Origin of the sequence: Psychrobacter sp. Marseille-P5312 (assembly GCF_900291405.1) — a bacterium.
GTDB classification, from domain to species: domain Bacteria; phylum Pseudomonadota; class Gammaproteobacteria; order Pseudomonadales; family Moraxellaceae; genus Psychrobacter; species Psychrobacter celer.
Map to the genome: position 1 here is coordinate 2,043,827 of NZ_OLML01000001.1, position 16,487 is coordinate 2,060,313.

12 protein-coding genes are annotated in these 16,487 nt (G+C 48.4%); 10 read left to right on the forward strand and 2 right to left on the reverse strand.

What is annotated here, in order from left to right:
• Positions 1–7: 7 nt before the first annotated feature.
• Together C6W44_RS08850 and C6W44_RS08855 are read right to left on the reverse strand one after the other, a co-directional pair.
• The gene (locus C6W44_RS08850) at positions 8–1,816 is read right to left on the reverse strand and encodes a sigma 54-interacting transcriptional regulator (protein WP_105245052.1); all 1,809 of its coding nucleotides are present in this window, start codon (positions 1,814–1,816) and stop codon (positions 8–10) included.
• Positions 1,817–1,882: 66 nt separating this feature from the next.
• Positions 1,883–3,262, reverse strand: a complete 1,380-nt coding sequence (locus C6W44_RS08855; protein WP_105245053.1) for a two-component system sensor histidine kinase NtrB — start codon at positions 3,260–3,262, stop codon at positions 1,883–1,885.
• A 134-nt stretch (positions 3,263–3,396) separates the two neighbouring features.
• Here C6W44_RS08855 and rimO point away from each other — a divergent pair, with 134 nt between their 5' ends.
• The 10 genes from rimO to lpxD all read left to right on the forward strand — a co-directional run bounded on the left by rimO (position 3,397) and on the right by lpxD (position 16,422).
• The gene (rimO, locus tag C6W44_RS08860; protein WP_105245054.1) at positions 3,397–4,983 is read left to right on the forward strand and encodes a 30S ribosomal protein S12 methylthiotransferase RimO; all 1,587 of its coding nucleotides are present in this window, start codon (positions 3,397–3,399) and stop codon (positions 4,981–4,983) included.
• Positions 4,984–5,414: 431 nt separating this feature from the next.
• Positions 5,415–6,140, forward strand: coding sequence for a UMP kinase (gene pyrH / locus C6W44_RS08865; RefSeq protein ID WP_075101540.1), 726 nt, complete (start codon positions 5,415–5,417; stop codon positions 6,138–6,140).
• A gap of 128 nt (positions 6,141–6,268) precedes the next feature.
• A complete protein-coding gene (frr, locus tag C6W44_RS08870) occupies positions 6,269–6,823 on the forward strand; it encodes a ribosome recycling factor (RefSeq protein ID WP_075101541.1) in 555 nt (184 codons plus the stop codon).
• 319 nt (positions 6,824–7,142) lie between these two features.
• On the forward strand, positions 7,143–7,901 hold the full coding sequence (gene uppS, locus C6W44_RS08875) for a polyprenyl diphosphate synthase (protein ID WP_105245055.1): 759 nt from the start codon (positions 7,143–7,145) through the stop codon (positions 7,899–7,901).
• Between the two features lie 241 nt (positions 7,902–8,142).
• Complete coding sequence (locus C6W44_RS08880; RefSeq protein ID WP_105245056.1) at positions 8,143–8,952, forward strand: phosphatidate cytidylyltransferase; 810 nt, start codon at positions 8,143–8,145, stop codon at positions 8,950–8,952.
• A gap of 74 nt (positions 8,953–9,026) precedes the next feature.
• Complete coding sequence (gene ispC, locus C6W44_RS08885; RefSeq protein ID WP_198335928.1) at positions 9,027–10,238, forward strand: 1-deoxy-D-xylulose-5-phosphate reductoisomerase; 1,212 nt, start codon at positions 9,027–9,029, stop codon at positions 10,236–10,238.
• Positions 10,239–10,323: 85 nt separating this feature from the next.
• Entirely contained in the window at positions 10,324–11,691 is a 1,368-nt protein-coding gene (gene rseP / locus C6W44_RS08890; protein WP_105245058.1) for an RIP metalloprotease RseP, read from the forward strand.
• Positions 11,692–11,954: 263 nt separating this feature from the next.
• Positions 11,955–14,390, forward strand: coding sequence for an outer membrane protein assembly factor BamA (bamA, locus tag C6W44_RS08895; RefSeq protein WP_105245059.1), 2,436 nt, complete (start codon positions 11,955–11,957; stop codon positions 14,388–14,390).
• Between the two features lie 236 nt (positions 14,391–14,626).
• Positions 14,627–15,378, forward strand: a protein-coding gene (locus C6W44_RS08900; RefSeq protein ID WP_105245060.1) for an IS5 family transposase whose coding sequence is annotated in 2 segments (ribosomal slippage) — positions 14,627–14,828 and positions 14,828–15,378 — 753 coding nt in all. Because the reading frame shifts where the segments join, the coding sequence is not laid out codon by codon here.
• Positions 15,379–15,399: 21 nt separating this feature from the next.
• Positions 15,400–16,422, forward strand: a complete 1,023-nt coding sequence (gene lpxD, locus C6W44_RS08905) for a UDP-3-O-(3-hydroxymyristoyl)glucosamine N-acyltransferase (RefSeq protein WP_105245061.1) — start codon at positions 15,400–15,402, stop codon at positions 16,420–16,422.
• The last annotated feature ends 65 nt before the right edge of the window (positions 16,423–16,487 follow it).

Here is a 16,487-nt window from a genome sequence, read left to right on the forward strand (position 1 = left end):
TAACGTTTTAGTGATATTTATTTTGATCTTGTGCTGGCGTGAGGTTTAGTTGCTGCAATTTGCGTGTCAATGTATTGCGTCCCCAGCCTAGCAGATGGGCCGCCGCTATTTTTTTGCCACCACTATGGTTGAGGGCGGCGGTGAGTAGTACGCGTTCAAATTCAGGCGTAGCTGTTTGTAGGATGTCGGTTTCGCCGGTCTGTAGCGCCTGCTTTGCCCATGCGGCTAGAGGCTGTTGCCAGTCGGTCTGCGTCGTCATAGGTGGATTGGGGCTAATAGCGCCAGAGTCGATCGACCCTTGGGTATTCATGTCTATCTGCGGCGGGATTTGGGATGAGCGCGCTGCATGAGGTGGCTGTGGCTGCTGTGTTATATCCGCTGGCACACTATCGAGCAGCTCTGGTGGTAAGTCCTCTACCATGACCGTGTCACCGGTGGCCATCACGGTCAGCCACAGGCAGACATTTTCGAGCTGACGCACATTACCGCGCCACTCAAACGCCTGCATGACTTGCAGTGCTGCTGGATGCAGATGTTTTTTGGCAGTATTCATCTGCTTGGCGGCGCGCTGCATAAAGTAGCTGGCGAGGGCAGGGATATCTTCACGGCGTGTGCGCAGGGGCGGCAGAGGCAAGCGTATGACGTTAAGGCGATAAAACAAATCTTCGCGGAACTTACCTTGTTTGACCAGTGCTTCTAAGTGTTGATGAGTGGCGGCGATGATACGCACATCGACTTTGACAGGCTGCTGCCCACCAACGCGATAAAACTCGCCATTGGCCAATACTCGCAGCAAACGTGTCTGCGTACTAAAGGGCATGTCACCGATCTCATCCAAAAACAGTGTCCCACCATTGGCCTGTTCAAACCGTCCTTGCCGTGTGGTCGTCGCCCCCGTAAACGCACCTTTTTCGTGACCAAATAGCTCAGATTCGATTAAATCATGCGGAATCGCTGCCATGTTTAAGGCAATAAAAGGCTGCTGTCGCCGCGGTGAATGCTGATGCAGGGCGCTGGCGACCAGCTCTTTACCGGTGCCTGATTCGCCTGTGATCAACACTGTGATGGGAGAGTGGGCCAAACGGCCAATCGCGCGAAACACCGTTTGCATCGCTTGTGACTGCCCGATGATGCCACTGGGGTTGTCGGTCGCGGCGGGTGGTGTCGGAGATGTCTCTTTGGCAGCTGGTTTGATCGGCGCGGTGGTTGGTGAGGTTTTGGATGCTTGGTTTGTATGGCCAGTCGGCTTAGTAGGTTTATTGGGCTCGTTGGGCGTCGCATCCGATTTGACAGCGGATTTTCTGGTGTTTTTTGTCTTAACATCGGTATGGGGCTGATAGTGAATGGCTTTATAAATCGTTGTCACCGCTTCATCTAAATCAAAGGGTTTGGGCAGATACTCAAATGCGCCAGTCTGATAGCTACTGATGGCAGAGCTTAGATCAGAATGCGCCGTCATAATGACGATGGGCAGCTGAGGGAAATGCTGATGTACCCAGTCGCTAAAGGACAGACCATCCATCATAGGCATACGAATATCAGTCAATATCACATCAGGGAGCTGGTCTGCAGGTGTTTGCTGCTGCAAGATATCATTTAGGCGTGTCCATGCCGCTTGCGCTTGCGTGAAGCTAATCACAGTGAGCCCTGCATCTTCAAAGGTATCGGCCAATATCAGGCGTAGGGCGGCATCATCATCGATAAGCCATAACGTAGCAGCGGCAAGACTGCTGGGTTTGTCCGTTGGAGCAGGTATTGGCTGATCGCTTGAGAGTTGATGGTCATGTAAAGCGTGGTTGTCATTATACTCAGTCATATCTTGGGCCTAGTGGGCGATAACATCAGAGGGTGTATTGGTTGTCATGAGGTTATTATAGGATTGTTATGAGGTGTTTATAGTAAGGTCTGGCTGGCTAAAGGGCAAATACAGGGCAAACTGAGTTTGGCGTGTGTGATGGGTGTTCGATTGGGCAGAGCTGACATCGATCATACCATGATGGCGGCTGATGATATCTTGGACAATAGACAGCCCTAGACCCGTGCCTGCTGCGCGGCTGGTGACCATCGGAAAAAATATCTGGCCAATGAGATCGTCATCTATGCCTGAGCCATTATCGGTGATGGTCACTTGCAAAACTTGTTTGTGCTGCTGGCTGCCGATGGTGTGCTGAAAGACCACTCGTGTTTGTAGATGCAGTATGGGCTGATAAGTAGAATTGCTATCCATTTGCATGGTAGCTTGTGGTGGTTCTTGAGACTCTGAGATTTTATGCTGTTGTAGCGTTTGTTCAAACTCAGTCATCGACTCACAAGCATTATTAATGAGGTTCAAAAATACTTGAATCAGTTGATCCTTATCAGCGCAGAGCTCAGGCAGTGATAAATCATAATCACGCTGTAGCGTCACCTGTGGATATTGGTTGACGATTAGAGACAAGACATGCTCTAGCGGCTCATGAATATTGAGCATTTGCCAGTTTGGTAACTGATTGGAGCCAAGAAACTGACCGATAAGTTGAGTCAGACGGTCGGTCTCTGCGATGATGATATCGGTGTAGCTGCGCAGTTTTGCCGCGTTTTTTTGTTTGTCAGGAGGGGGGCTGGCAGCACTTTGTTGAGTGTGCGCTGCATCAGCCAAAAAACCGCCCTCACTAAACTTGATAAATTGCCGCTGCAACAACTGCGCTGCCCCGCGAATACCGGCCAATGGGTTTTTTATTTCGTGAGCGACCGAGCGTAGCATCTGACGCGCGACGTTATATTGCTGCTGCTGGCGCTGCTCCTCTGAGATACGGCTTTGGCGATCCTTGCCCCACATCTCAATGATAAAACCATGCTGCTGCTCGTCAATGACCGGCGTCACGCTATAGTCGATCAGCAGCGCTGTATGATTGTTCAATTGTGTGCTCACAAGATGATCATGATCAATAAATGGCTGTTGATACACTCTGGCTTGCCGAAAGCGCTCGGTCAAGGAGCAAGCGACATTCTTTGTTTTTTTAGAATTGTAAGTATCGCTATGGGTTTTGAGATGGTCTTTGGGGTGGTCTTTGAAAGTCGATGTTGAGGTTTTTGGGGTGAGCAGCGCCAAGATAGATTGCCCCAGTAGGCGGCCACTACTGGTCGCCAGCAGTTGCTCTGCTTGAGCATTTAGCCAAGTAATGGTCAGTTCCTCATCGACCCACAAGATAGCCGTAAACAAATGCTGAGCCATAAAGGCAAAATTGGGGGCAGGTTTTGTCACTACTACATCAGCTGTCATGAAGTACGCCTAACATAAAAAAGAAATCTACCAATATTTAATCATAAATCAACGCTATAGAGCGGCAAAACTGGTGATTATCATAAAAAAAACGTACAATGCGCACAGCCAATTTATCTCAAGCAAGGTCAGCCATGCCCAAAACCTCTACCGAGTCGGTAAATACGACGATATCTTCACAGCCAGCTTCTACTGCTCCAAAAAACACAGCCACTATCTTTAATCCTGCTAAGCCTGCGCAAAAGCAGTCAACGAGTCAGGCAGACGGTACTCAGCCCTATCACCACAAAGCCAATCATAATCAAAATCGCAGTATCGCGCAAAGTGGCGATGCCACAGTAGCCCGTACAGCTGCGAGCGATGCGCCAGTTCAAGCCGCGCCAAAGATCGGTTTTGTGTCGCTTGGTTGCCCAAAGGCACTGGTCGATAGTGAGCGGATCATCACAGAGCTTAGCCGCGATGGTTATCAGGTCGCAAGTGACTACGATGGCGCAGATTTGGTGGTGGTTAACACCTGCGGTTTTATTGAGTCAGCGGTACAAGAGTCGCTCGACGCCATCGGAGAAGCCATCAGCAAAAACGGTAAGGTCATCGTTACTGGCTGCTTAGGAAAAGAAGCGGATAAAATCCGTGAGATGCATCCAGCGGTGCTATCGGTCACAGGCGCACATGCTTATGATGAGGTCATCACTGCCGTCTCGCAGCATGTGCCCAAGCCCAAGCCCAAGCGCGACGTAGATAGCCATTACGATCCAAAAATAGATCTGATCAATGAAGCGGGTATTAAGCTGACCCCAAGCCATTATGCTTATCTAAAGATATCAGAAGGCTGTAATCACCGTTGTACCTTTTGCATCATTCCAAGCTTGCGCGGTGACTTAGTCTCGCGTCCGATTGATAATGTCATGAAAGAAGCACTGGCGCTCAAAAACGCTGGCGTGAAAGAATTGCTAATTATCTCGCAAGACACGTCAGCTTATGGGCTCGATCTAAAGTACAAAACCAGCTTTTGGAATGGCATGCCGCTCAAATCCAAGTTTTATGATTTATGCCAAGCACTAAATGACTTGGGTATCTGGGTGCGTCTGCATTATGTCTATCCGTATCCGCACGTAGATAAAGTCGTCGAGCTGATGGGCGAAAAAAAGCTACTGCCGTATTTAGACATTCCGTTTCAGCATGCCAGTCACCGCATCTTAAAGGCCATGAAGCGTCCAGCGCATAGCGAAAACACCTTGGCACGTATCAAAGCGTGGCGTGAGATTTGCCCTGATATCGTCATTCGCTCAACCTTCGTCGTCGGCTTCCCTGGCGAGACCGAAGAAGACTTTCAATGTCTGCTCGATTGGCTCGTCGAGGCACGCCTTGACCGCGTCGGTGCCTTTACCTATTCAGAGGTCGAAGGCGCGGTAGCCAATGACTTGCCAGGTCATGTGCCTGAAGAAGTGAAGCAATCTCGCTATGAGCGCTTGATGACGCTACAACAAGACATCTCAGCACAAAAGCTGCAAGAGAAAGTCGGTAAAACCTTAACGGTGTTGGTCGATGAGATCGATAGTGCTGAGGGCATTGCGATTTGTCGGAGTTACGCCGATGCCCCAGAGATCGATGGTCATGTCTATGTCGATGACATCAGCGCGCAAGTCAAGGTTGGTCAGTTTTTGACCGTCACCATTGACGAGGCCAGCGAGTACGACTTATTTGCCAGCTATCAAGGCTAGGGCGTGTCCTGATTTTAAAAATGGCGATAAAAATGAGATAAATCGCCGTCAAACAAGGAAAATAGCGCAGATAATATCGAGATATTAGTCAGCTATTTGACACCGTTTGGCCGGGTTTGGCCATTTTTAGCCCATTTAGATGGCTATCGATTGAATTGAGGGCACGCCCTAAGCCATCACAATGATAGATGAGTGAAAATTGCCCAATCGCGGGCAGTTTTTGCTACAATTAGCGCAATTTGGCCTTTTTATCTACTCAGCACGGTTTTGTCTGCTCAGCACTGCATCACGAGTAGGGCGCTGCACGCAACCTAGCGATACGCAGACACTGGCTTGCGTATCAACGCTGGCTGTACATAAATCAGAAGGCAATCTTCATTTGTATTTTATCGATGACTTTAATTATAATTTAATGCTAACAAGGTGACCTCATGTCTGACAAAAACCCGCGTTACTCTCGTATCTTGCTAAAACTCTCAGGCGAAGCCTTGGCTGGTGGCAAGGACATGGGTATCGATACCGAAGTGCTCGATAAGATGAGCCTATCTATCGCCCACTTGCGCGGCCTTGGTGTGCAAGTTGGTATCGTCGTTGGTGGTGGTAACTTATATCGCGGTGCCCAGCTGCAACAAGAGGGCCTAGTCGGCCGTGTGACCGGCGATCAAATGGGTATGCTTGCGACTGTGATGAACGGTCTGGCCATGCGTGATGCGCTTGAGCGCCGCAATATCAAAACGCGCTTGATGTCAGCCTTACCGATTGGTGAAGTCACTGAAAGCTATAGCAGCCGCAATGCCATTCGCTACCTAAAAAACGGTGAGGTTTGTATCTTTGTCGCCGGTACTGGTAATCCTTTCTTTACCACTGACACAGCAGCATGTCTGCGCGGTATCGAGGTTGAAGCAGGCTTGATATTAAAAGCCACCAAAGTGGATGGCGTCTATGACAAAGACCCAAGTTTGCATGCCGATGCCAAAAAATACGATGGTTTGACTTTTGATGAAGTCTTAGAGCAAAAGCTTGGCGTTATGGACTTAACCGCTATCGCCTTGTGCCGTGAGCACAATGTACCGCTACAAGTGTTTGATATGACCAAGCCCAACGCCTTATTAAATGTGGTCATGGGCGAAAACGAAGGCACGCGCGTTTATCATTAGTATTAATTGGCATAATATTGCCCAATATGCGCGGTCAAGCGCCATGCTACGAGTGATGAGTTGCCGCAAAATAACTATCTATTAACAACCATGAATGATTTATCGACAGCGATAAATAAGGATGCACAATGATTAAAGAGATTAAGCAAGACGGTGAAGCCCGTATGCAAAAAACCTTAGAAGCGCTTGAAAACACCTTTAGTAAGGTACGTACAGGCCGCGCCCATCCAGGCATGCTATCTGGCGTGATGGTCAGCTACTACGGCGCAGACACACCGCTCAACCAAGTAGCCAGTGTCAATGTCGAAGACTCGCGCACATTGCTTGTACAGCCTTTTGACCGCACGATGGTACAGGCTGTGGACAAGGCCATTCGCGAAGCGGATTTGGGATTGAACCCGATGACCGCTGATGTGATTCGTGTGCCGATGCCAGCACTGACAGAAGAGACCCGCCGCGATATGCAAAAGCTGGCGCGCGGTGAAGCAGAAAACAGCCGCGTCTCGATTCGTAATATCCGCCGTGATATGATGAATGACATAAAAGATCTGGCAAAAGAAAAAGAGATCTCAGAAGATGACGAGCGCCGCGCTAGTGATGATATTCAAAAAATCACTGATAAATACATCGAGACCATCGACAGCCGTTTGAGCAAAAAAGAAAGCGAGCTGATGGAAGTATAACGATTGATGGCAGAGCGCGACTGGGGTGCTGTTTTTAAATGCAGGCTGTGCCGTATCGAATGATAGCAGCACGCAAGTAACGTTTATACCAGTCGCGCAGCCCTATCTATAAAAGTTTTATTTCCAATGGACTATATGTCGTTTAGCAGCCACTGCGCCAGTGCGATTGGCTGCTTATTATTGTGTCGTCAATCATAAAGCCGTAGCAGACCGCTTTATGATAAGTTTGTGAATAATTACCACATCTTATTTTTTTGGCTTTTTTGCCGTCATGACACGCGTTATTATTAAACCATCTCAACAATAAGCAAGCTAGCCTATGTCTACTTCAGCCGCCTTGGCTCCTGCTCTTCTACCCCGTCATATCGCCATCATCATGGATGGCAACAACCGCTATGGCAAAGCCAATCATCTACCCAAAGGCCATGGACATGTGGCAGGCAAAGATGCGCTAGACCCTATTGTCGAATACTGTGTCGATACTGGTATTGAGGTTTTGACGGTATTTGCTTTTTCTAGCGAAAACTGGCAACGTCCGCCGAGTGAAGTGACGCTGCTCATGCAGCTTTTAACCTCAACCATTCATGAGCAAATGCCGCGGATGGACAAATACCGTATTCGCTTACGGTTTATCGGAGATCGCAGTCCGCTCAGTGCAGAGTTACAAGCATTGATGGCCGATGCAGAAGAAAAAACCGCGCATTTTGATGCCATGACATTGGTCATTGCCATCAGCTATGGTGGACAGTGGGATATTGCCCATGCTGCCAAACAGTTGGCCAAACAGGTGCAGGCAGGGGAGCTGTGTGCTGATGATATCGATAAAGACTTGCTTGGCCGCCATGTCCAGTTAGCAGACGCCCCAGCGGTCGATATGCTGATACGGACAGGCGGTGAGTACCGATTATCGAACTTTTTATTATGGCAGTCCGCTTATGCTGAGTTGTTTTTTACCAAAACCCTATGGCCTGATTTTCGCGCAGCAGAGCTGGCATCGATGGTTACAGAGTTTGCCCAGCGCCAACGCCGCTTTGGTAAAACCAGCGAGCAAGTCGCTTGCGCGCAGCAATTACCCTAAACAACCCTAACGTCTTATCTTATACTTGCTTGTCCGATACTTGCTCGCTGCTTGTCTTTTTTGTGCTTTAAAAGCCTGCTACGCTTTTAGTAGTGATTATTCACAGTGGTTAAGGCCGCGTGCTTATGAAATAATAAACCGCTTTTGTTGCAGTCAGTAGCAATGAGTGGGCTATTGTGGATTAGCTGCTATAATGCATTTTTTGACCATACGTTTTTCATTATTATAAGGCTCAATGAGTATGTGGCAACGGATTAAGACGGCAATTGTTCTCGTTATTATCGTTGGTATTGCAATGTTTGCGAGCCAAACACCGATTTTGTTTGCGCCGCTGTTGGCGATAGGGGTAATCATCGCCGCTCACGAATGGACCAAGCTGATGCCCAAATGGCGTCAGCCAGCGTTATTTGTGCTTTTGGTTTTGGCGCTGACTGTGGTGTCACTGCTGTTTAAAGTGACGTGGCTGTTTTGGTGGGCCGCATCGCTCGTCATATGGCTGATGGCGCTGTCTTGGGTTCGGGTCTTTCCGACGACGACCAATTGGTATGGCAAAAAGCTGGGCTTGATGGGCGCGGTGATATTAACCGCCGCCATCACGGCTATGTTTTATCTGTGGCAGCTATCAGCTTGGTGGCTGCTGTATGTGTTTTTATTGGTGTGGTGCGCGGATAGTGGGGCATATTTTGTCGGGCGCAAGCTTGGTCGCCGCAAAATGGCACCAAACGTTTCACCCAATAAAAGTATGGAAGGATTGGCCGGCGGCATTGTCACAGGGTTGCTCGTCGTCGTGGCCATCAGCGTCTTTAAGCTACAGCTGACAGGGGTGCCACTGATCGCCTTTGCTGCGCTATCGGTACTGACGATACTGGCTTCGGTACTCGGCGATTTGTTTGAGTCAATGCTCAAACGCCGTGCTGGTGTCAAAGACTCAGGGACAATCTTGCCAGGGCATGGCGGTATCCTTGATCGTATTGACTCCTTATTGTCTGCCACGCCGATATTTGCGCTTGGCTTTTGGGCACTGCAATACTTTGGTTTGATAGTGGTATAAAAGTGTCTTGCTTGGATTTATCCAGTTAGGCTTTATTTTTATTTTTTTTGTATTATTGATAGGCAACGATGGTTATGATGCAACGTATCGCCGTATTAGGCGCAACTGGCTCGATTGGCGATAGTACGTTGGCGATTTTGGCGGCCCATCCGCAGCAGTACCAAGTCTATGCCTTGTCGGGTTACCATCGTTTGGACAAACTGTTTGCGCTGTGTCAGCAGTTTTTGCCAAAGCGCGTCAACGTACCGGCAGCCGCAGTCGATGATTTTGCTCAGCGTCTAAGCGCAGCGAAGCTTGATATCGAGGTCGTCGGCGGCGCAGCAGGGCTTGTAGATATCGCCACCGATAGCCAAACCGATACGGTCGTTGCTGCCATTGTCGGTGCAGCAGGGTTGCCTTCTACATTGGCCGCCGCGCGCGCAGGCAAGCGTATCTTGCTTGCTAATAAAGAAGCGCTGGTGATGGCAGGACAGGTGATGATCGATGCGGTCAAAACCCACCACGCCACTTTGTTGCCGCTTGACTCTGAACATAACGCGATTTTTCAGTGTTTGCCGGTAGATATCCAACAAGACAGCCGCCAGATTCACCAGCCAAAGCACGGGGTGCGTAAATTGTGGTTGACAGCCTCTGGTGGGCCATTTTTGCAGCAGTCATTTGCGCAGATGCAGCAAGCTGGCGTCGCTGAAGCTGTCAAACATCCCAATTGGTCGATGGGACAAAAGATATCGGTCGACTCGGCAACGATGATGAACAAAGGGCTTGAGCTGATAGAAGCCTGTCATTTGTTTGATTTGAGTGAGGATAAAATAAATGTGGTGATTCATCCACAAAGCATCATTCACTCAATGGTAGAATATAGCGATGGCAGCTTTTTGGCGCAGCTGGGCAGCCCAGATATGAAGACACCCATTGCTCATGCACTCAGCTATCCTGCGCGTATCGATAGCGGCTCGCAGCCTTTGGACTTGTATGCGCTAAGCGGCCTAGAATTTATCGAGCCTGATTTACAAAAATTTGCCTGTTTGCGTTTGGCGAGACAAGCCATGCAAGCGGGTACGCAGGCGACCATCGTACTCAATGCCGCCAATGAGATTGCCGTGGCCGCGTTTTTGGCAGGACAAATTCGCTTGACAGATATTGCTGATATCAATGAGCAGGCACTCAGTGAGATACAAGTACCGCTGTTAGCGGCGTCGGCGGATATAGAAGATATATTGTCGATTGACCAGCTAGCGCGTCGGCATACTGAGGCATTGGTGGCCAAGGTGGCAAAATCCATATAAGTGGCGCAGACGCTATAAGAATAGAAGTCTTGCAAATCAGCCTTGTACGAGAGAACTTGCTAAAAAACCATATTGAGAAGACATCATGACGTTTTTATTGACGCTCCTTGCGGCCATTTTTGTCTTAGGTCCGCTCATTGCCCTGCATGAATGGGGGCACTATATCGTGGCGCGCCTGTGCGGTGTTAAGGTGCTGACATACTCTATTGGTTTTGGCCCCAAAGTCGTAGGCTGGACCAGCAAAAAAAGCGGTATTGATTATCGTATTTCGGCGCTGCCACTGGGCGGCTATGTCAAAATGCTCGATGAGCGAGAAGGCGAGGTGGCAGCCGATGAGCAGCACTTGGCATTTAACCGCCAGCATCCGCTAAAAAAAATCGCTATCGTCGCAGCAGGCCCTATCATGAACTTTGTCATTGCGATTGGTTTGTTTTGGGTGTTGTTTATGACCCCGTCTGAGCAGCTGGCGACAAAGATTGGGCAGGTGTTGCCTGATACGCCAGCGGCCACCGCTCAGCTGCCCGTTGGCGATAAGATCGTCGCCATCGATGGTCATGAGGTACAGACGTGGGAAGGGATTAATTACCGTCTCGCTGGACGCATGGGCGAGACGGACAATATAAGTGTCACGCTACAAGCTGATGACAACGCCGCCAAGACTTACTACGCGCCTGTGAATGAGTTCATGCAAGGCGATGACCATGGAAAAGATGCGCTGAGCAGCTTTGGTATGCTGCCATGGCAACCGACGATTGCCCCTATCGTCGGTGAGTTGACACCTGATGGTGCCGCCAATCGTCAAGGCCTCAAGGTCGGTGACCGTATCACGGCGATTAATGATGTCGCCATCGCAGACTGGATCAGTGCCACGCGCATCATTCGCGATAATCCTGAGACTTTACTCAATTTTACCGTCTTAAGAGAGGGTAATCCTGTACAATTGGCCATTATGCCGCAGGGCAAAAAAGACAACTTAGGTAACGACTTTGGGCAAATTGGTGCTATGGTGGCACAGTCTGAGATTGTCATTCCTGAAGATTATAAAACCACAGTGGTCTATGGTCCAGGCGAGTCACTGGTCAAGTCGTTTGAAAAAACCGAACAGTTGGCGGTGATGACGGTCAGCTCGATGGGCAAAATGCTCTCAGGTATGATTGGTCTCGATAATTTATCAGGCCCGATCACCATTGCCAAAGTCGCCAAACAAAGCTTCGATATTAGCTGGCAGATGGTATTGTCTACCGCCGCGCTGATCAGTCTGAGTCTGGCAGTGCTCAACCTTTTGCCTATTCCTGTATTGGATGGAGGGCATATCGTCTATCATCTCATAGAGCTGATTCGCGGTAAGCCGCTCTCAGAAGGCGTGCAAATGGCTGGACTTAATATCGGTTTACTCTTGCTGGCAGGTTTCATGGTGTTAGCAATTGGTAATGATATCAGCCGACTTTTTTGATGGTTTGCCCAAGCGTTTGGGTGATAAGACAAGATGCACTAATGGTTTTACGCGTATCGGGCAGCGATTGCGGGTGTGGCGGCAGAGCAGCTTTGTGCCGCCGTCTCTGTACTAATCGTAATTTTTAGTTTATTTTATGATGCGTTTTATATAAAGTGTTCTGAGTCTTGTCCGCCGAAGTATGCGACTTTATGGCAAATGGACAAGACAACATGTGCTTTTTAACTTAACTTAAGCAATTTTTTTATTGACGGATAGTGTTTATGCGTACGCCTTTATTTATGAGCGCGGCAGGGTTGCCGTTAGTGGTAGCGATGATGAGTATGCCGGTACAGGCTGCAGAATTTGTAGTGACTGACATCGGTTTTAATGGCTTACAACGTCTAACCCCCGATAGCCTCTATCCGGTTCTACCTATCACGGTAGGAGATACGGTAAATGACAGCAGCTTGGCGGCCAGTATTAAGGCGCTATATGCAACCGAAAACTTCGCGGACATTCAAAGCCGTGTCGAAGGCGGTCAATTACGCTTTGATGTCGTTGAGCGTCCTACCATCGCCGAAGTTAACTTTGAGGGCAATAAGCTCATCCCAAAAGAAGGACTAGAGCAAGGACTGAGCAACGCAGGTTTGTCTGTCGGTGATGTGCTCAAGCAAGCGACCTTACAAGGCGTCGCCAACGAGCTGCAGCAGCAGTATATCAGCCAAGGCTACTACAACAGTAATATCGAAGTCGACCAAACGCTACTCGATGGCAATCGTGTCAAGCTCGATGTACGCTTTATCGAAGGCAAGCCTGCCAAAGTCGTCGATATCAATATCATCGGTAACAAGCACTTCAGCGATGATGAGATCAAAGATGTCTTTGCCGTAAAAGAATCTTCTTGGACACGCCTGTTATCTAAATCTGATCGCTATGCCAAAGAAAAGCTGGCGGCCAGTTTGGAAAACTTAAAAGCCTTGTACCAAAATGACGGCTACGTGCGTTTTGCCGTCGACAATGCGGTACTTAATATCAGCGAAGATAAGCGCAGTGTGTTTATCGAAGTCAGCCTAAGCGAAGGCGAGCAGTACCAGTTTGGTGAGGTCAATTTTTTAGGCAAGCCAACGTTTGAGACGACTGAGCTACAAGAGCTGGTCACCTTTGCCCCAAACGAAAAATACTCGCAAGCCAAACTCGATGAAACCACCGCTGAGCTCAAGCGCCGTTATGGCAACGAAGGCTATTATCTGGCCCAAGTTAGACCAGTACCACGTATCAATGACGATACCAAAATGGTCGATGTGGATTACTTTATCGATCCTGCCCGTCCTATCTACGTGCGCCGTATCAACTTTACGGGCAATATTAAAACCCAAGACGAAGTACTGCGCCGTGAGATGCGCCAACTAGAAGGCGCGCTTGCCTCTAGCGAAAAAATCCAATTGTCACGCACGCGTCTGATGCGCACCGGTTTCTTTAAAACGGTTAATGTCGATGTAAAACCAGTGCCCAACCAGCCAGACCAAGTAGACGTACATTACACGGTAGAAGAGCAGCCTTCAGGTAGCTCGACCATTGCCGCTGGTTATTCACAAAGTGGTGGTGTGACCTTCCAGTTGGATTTGACCCAAAACAACTTTATGGGTACAGGTAACCGAGTCAAAGCCGCGCTGTCTCGCTCAGAGACCCGCGACTCATATAGTTTGGGCTATACCGATCCGTACTTTACCGAAAACGGTGTCTCTCAAGGTTTGAGCGCGTATTATCGTGAGACAAAGTACGATGACAGAAACGTCAGTAACTATGTGACCGACTCCTATGGTGCCACGCTCAACTACAGCTATCCTGTCGATGAAACCAAACGCGTCAGCGCAGGTCTCAACGTGGATAATACCTCAGTACGGGGTGGCCGCTTCTTAGGGGTTTCAAACGTCCAGCAGTTAATCGATGATGGTGGATCTTTTGAGCAGTTCACCTTTATTGATGAAGAGGGTGAAGAGCAGCTTTCAGGCCGTACTGGCTTTAAAAACGACTATCAGACCTATAATCTACTATTCGGCTGGGACTATAGCACCCTAGATCGTCCTGTATTCCCAACCAAAGGTATGAGCCATACCGTTGATGCGACTATCGGCCTTGGTGATGCCAGCTATCAAAAACTTGTGTACCGCGGCAATATTTATTATCCGATTTATAAGGATTGGATAGCACGTGGTTATACCAAGCTTGGCTATGGTAATGATTTACCGTTTTATGAAAACTTCTACGCTGGTGGTTATGGCTCTGTTCGTGGTTATGAAGCCTCAACACTTGGACCAAAGTCACAGACGTATTATGATGCCATCAATGATGATGTGCGTTATAAAGACGAAGAAATCGGTGGTAACGCGCTGGCCAGTTTTGGGGCTGAGCTGGTATTGCCCATGCCATTTAAAGGTGACTGGGCTGACCAAGTACGTCCTGTACTATTTGCAGAGGGCGGGCAAGTCTTTGATACCACCGATAAAGAAGACCGTACTTTCGTAGACCCTGATACGGGTGCTGATACTGGCGTACCATTATTGACTCAAGACAATGACTTGCGCTTTAGTGCTGGTGCTGGTATCACTTGGTATACGCCAATTGGCCCTATCTCCTTGAGTTATGCGATGCCTATCGGTGATAAAGAAGGTGATGAGACCGAAAAAGTACAGTTCCAGATTGGTAATACGTTCTAACGTAGCAGCCATCTGAAGCGCTTTGGCTTTGATCTTATTTGTACGGCACAATAACTTGTGTGGTATAAATAGAAGGTACTAGATAAATTGGTCATCAAGCTGATATAGCAGCTTGATGACTGTCTTATTTATAATACGACTTTTATTCTTACTTCATACTAGGGTGTGTCCCTAATTCAAAAAAGTGAAAAAATACCAAAATAAGCTCATAATAAATAATTTTGAGTCTAGAGACGATGGCCAGAATAGTACTAACTGACGAATTATGGCAACAACTACAAGAAGTTATGAAGCAGCACGGTTGTTATATAACTAAAAATACTCGCACTATTATGGAAGCCATAATTTGGAAACTCAGAACAGGCGCTCCATGGAGAGACATACCCGAAGAACTTGTGTCGTGGAAAACTGCCTATAACCGTTTTAACCGATGGTCAGAAAATGGGTTATGGGAGCGTTTTTTTTTAGCCTACGAAAAGAAATTGATACGGAGTGGGTTTTCATTGATGGAAGCTACATACGGTGTCATCAACATGCGTGTGGAGCTAGGATTGGTGAGCCTCGAGCAATTGGACAAAGCCACGGTGGACGAACTACAAAAATTCATTTATGTTGTGATGCCAATGGATATCCGCTCAATTTTAAAATCACTGGGGGTGAAGTCCACGACAGTCAGGCTGCACCAGAGTTAATTGAGTTGGTTGATAAAGCTGATTACTTGATTGCTGATAAAGGTTATGATTCTGATAGTATCAGAGACAAGGCTTGTGAGCATAGCATGAAACCTGTTATACCAAAGAGGAAAAATGCTAAACAGCCCAATCCTGATTTTGATAGCTACCTGTATAAATTACGCCATTTGGTAGAAAATATGTTCGCAAGGTTAAAGCAGTTTCGTAGTATTGCAACAAGATACGAGAAACTAGCTCGTAATTTCGAGTCAATGCTTTACCTTGCCTGTACTATTATCCATGCTAAAGTGAATTGAGGACACACCCTAATAATAACTATGATAACGATTGAGCAACTTATCACCCAAATTGAGCAGCGCCAGCCTGTTATAAATAAAGCAGAGCTGAGCGCTGAGCAGTTATGCCAACAGCTTGGCGGTATCGGTAGTCTGACGACAGCCAATGACACGCAGCTGAGTTTTTTGGCCGATCCTCGTTACCTCTCTAGTTTGGCAGACAGTCAAGCAGGAACTGTGTTAGTCACAGCAGATTATCGCCAGCAAGTACCCGCATCAACCTTGGCGTTGGTGGTCGCAAATCCATACTTGGCTTACGCCAGCGCCAGTCAGTTATTTGCTTATCAGTCAGCCTCGAGTCGTATTCATCCGAGTGCGGTGATTGCCGATAGTGCCATCATCGGCGAGCAGGTGAGCATAGGGGCGTTTTGTGTGATAGGCGAGCAGGTGCAGCTGGGAGCGCGAACAGCGCTGGCTGCCCACGTGACGATTGAGGCAGGTACGAGGGTTGGCAGCGATTGTGTCATCAAATCACAAGTGGTCATTGGTCATGATTGTACCATTGGCGATTATGTCAGAGTGCATGCTGGTACAAGTATTGGCTCAGAAGGTTTTGGCTTTGCCCCGACCAACGACCCAAGCACCACCGGGTGGGAGCGTATTGCGCAGTTAGGCCGAGTCATCATCGGTGATCATGTCCGTATTGGCAGTCAGACTTGTATCGACCGCGGTGCTATCGATGATACCGTCATCGGCAATCATGTGATTATCGACAATCTGGTGCAAGTGGCGCACAATGTGCATATCGGTGATGGGACGGCCATCGCCGCGCACACCGGTATCGCTGGGAGTACGCATATCGGTAAACGCTGTATTATTGGTGGCGCGGTCGGTATCACTGGCCACATCGAGATTGCTGATGATGTTACGTTGTCGGGTATGACGATGGTGACCAAATCCATCAAACAAGCAGGCTCTTACTCTTCAGGTACCGCTGCCATGCCAACTGCCAACTGGCGACGTGCTGCTGTTAGGTTTCGCCAGCTCGGTCGCGATGAGCGCTGATTTGACTGGCCACAAGATATCACTCTATTTCATAACCCTTAGTAGTTAACCATATAATATTCCAT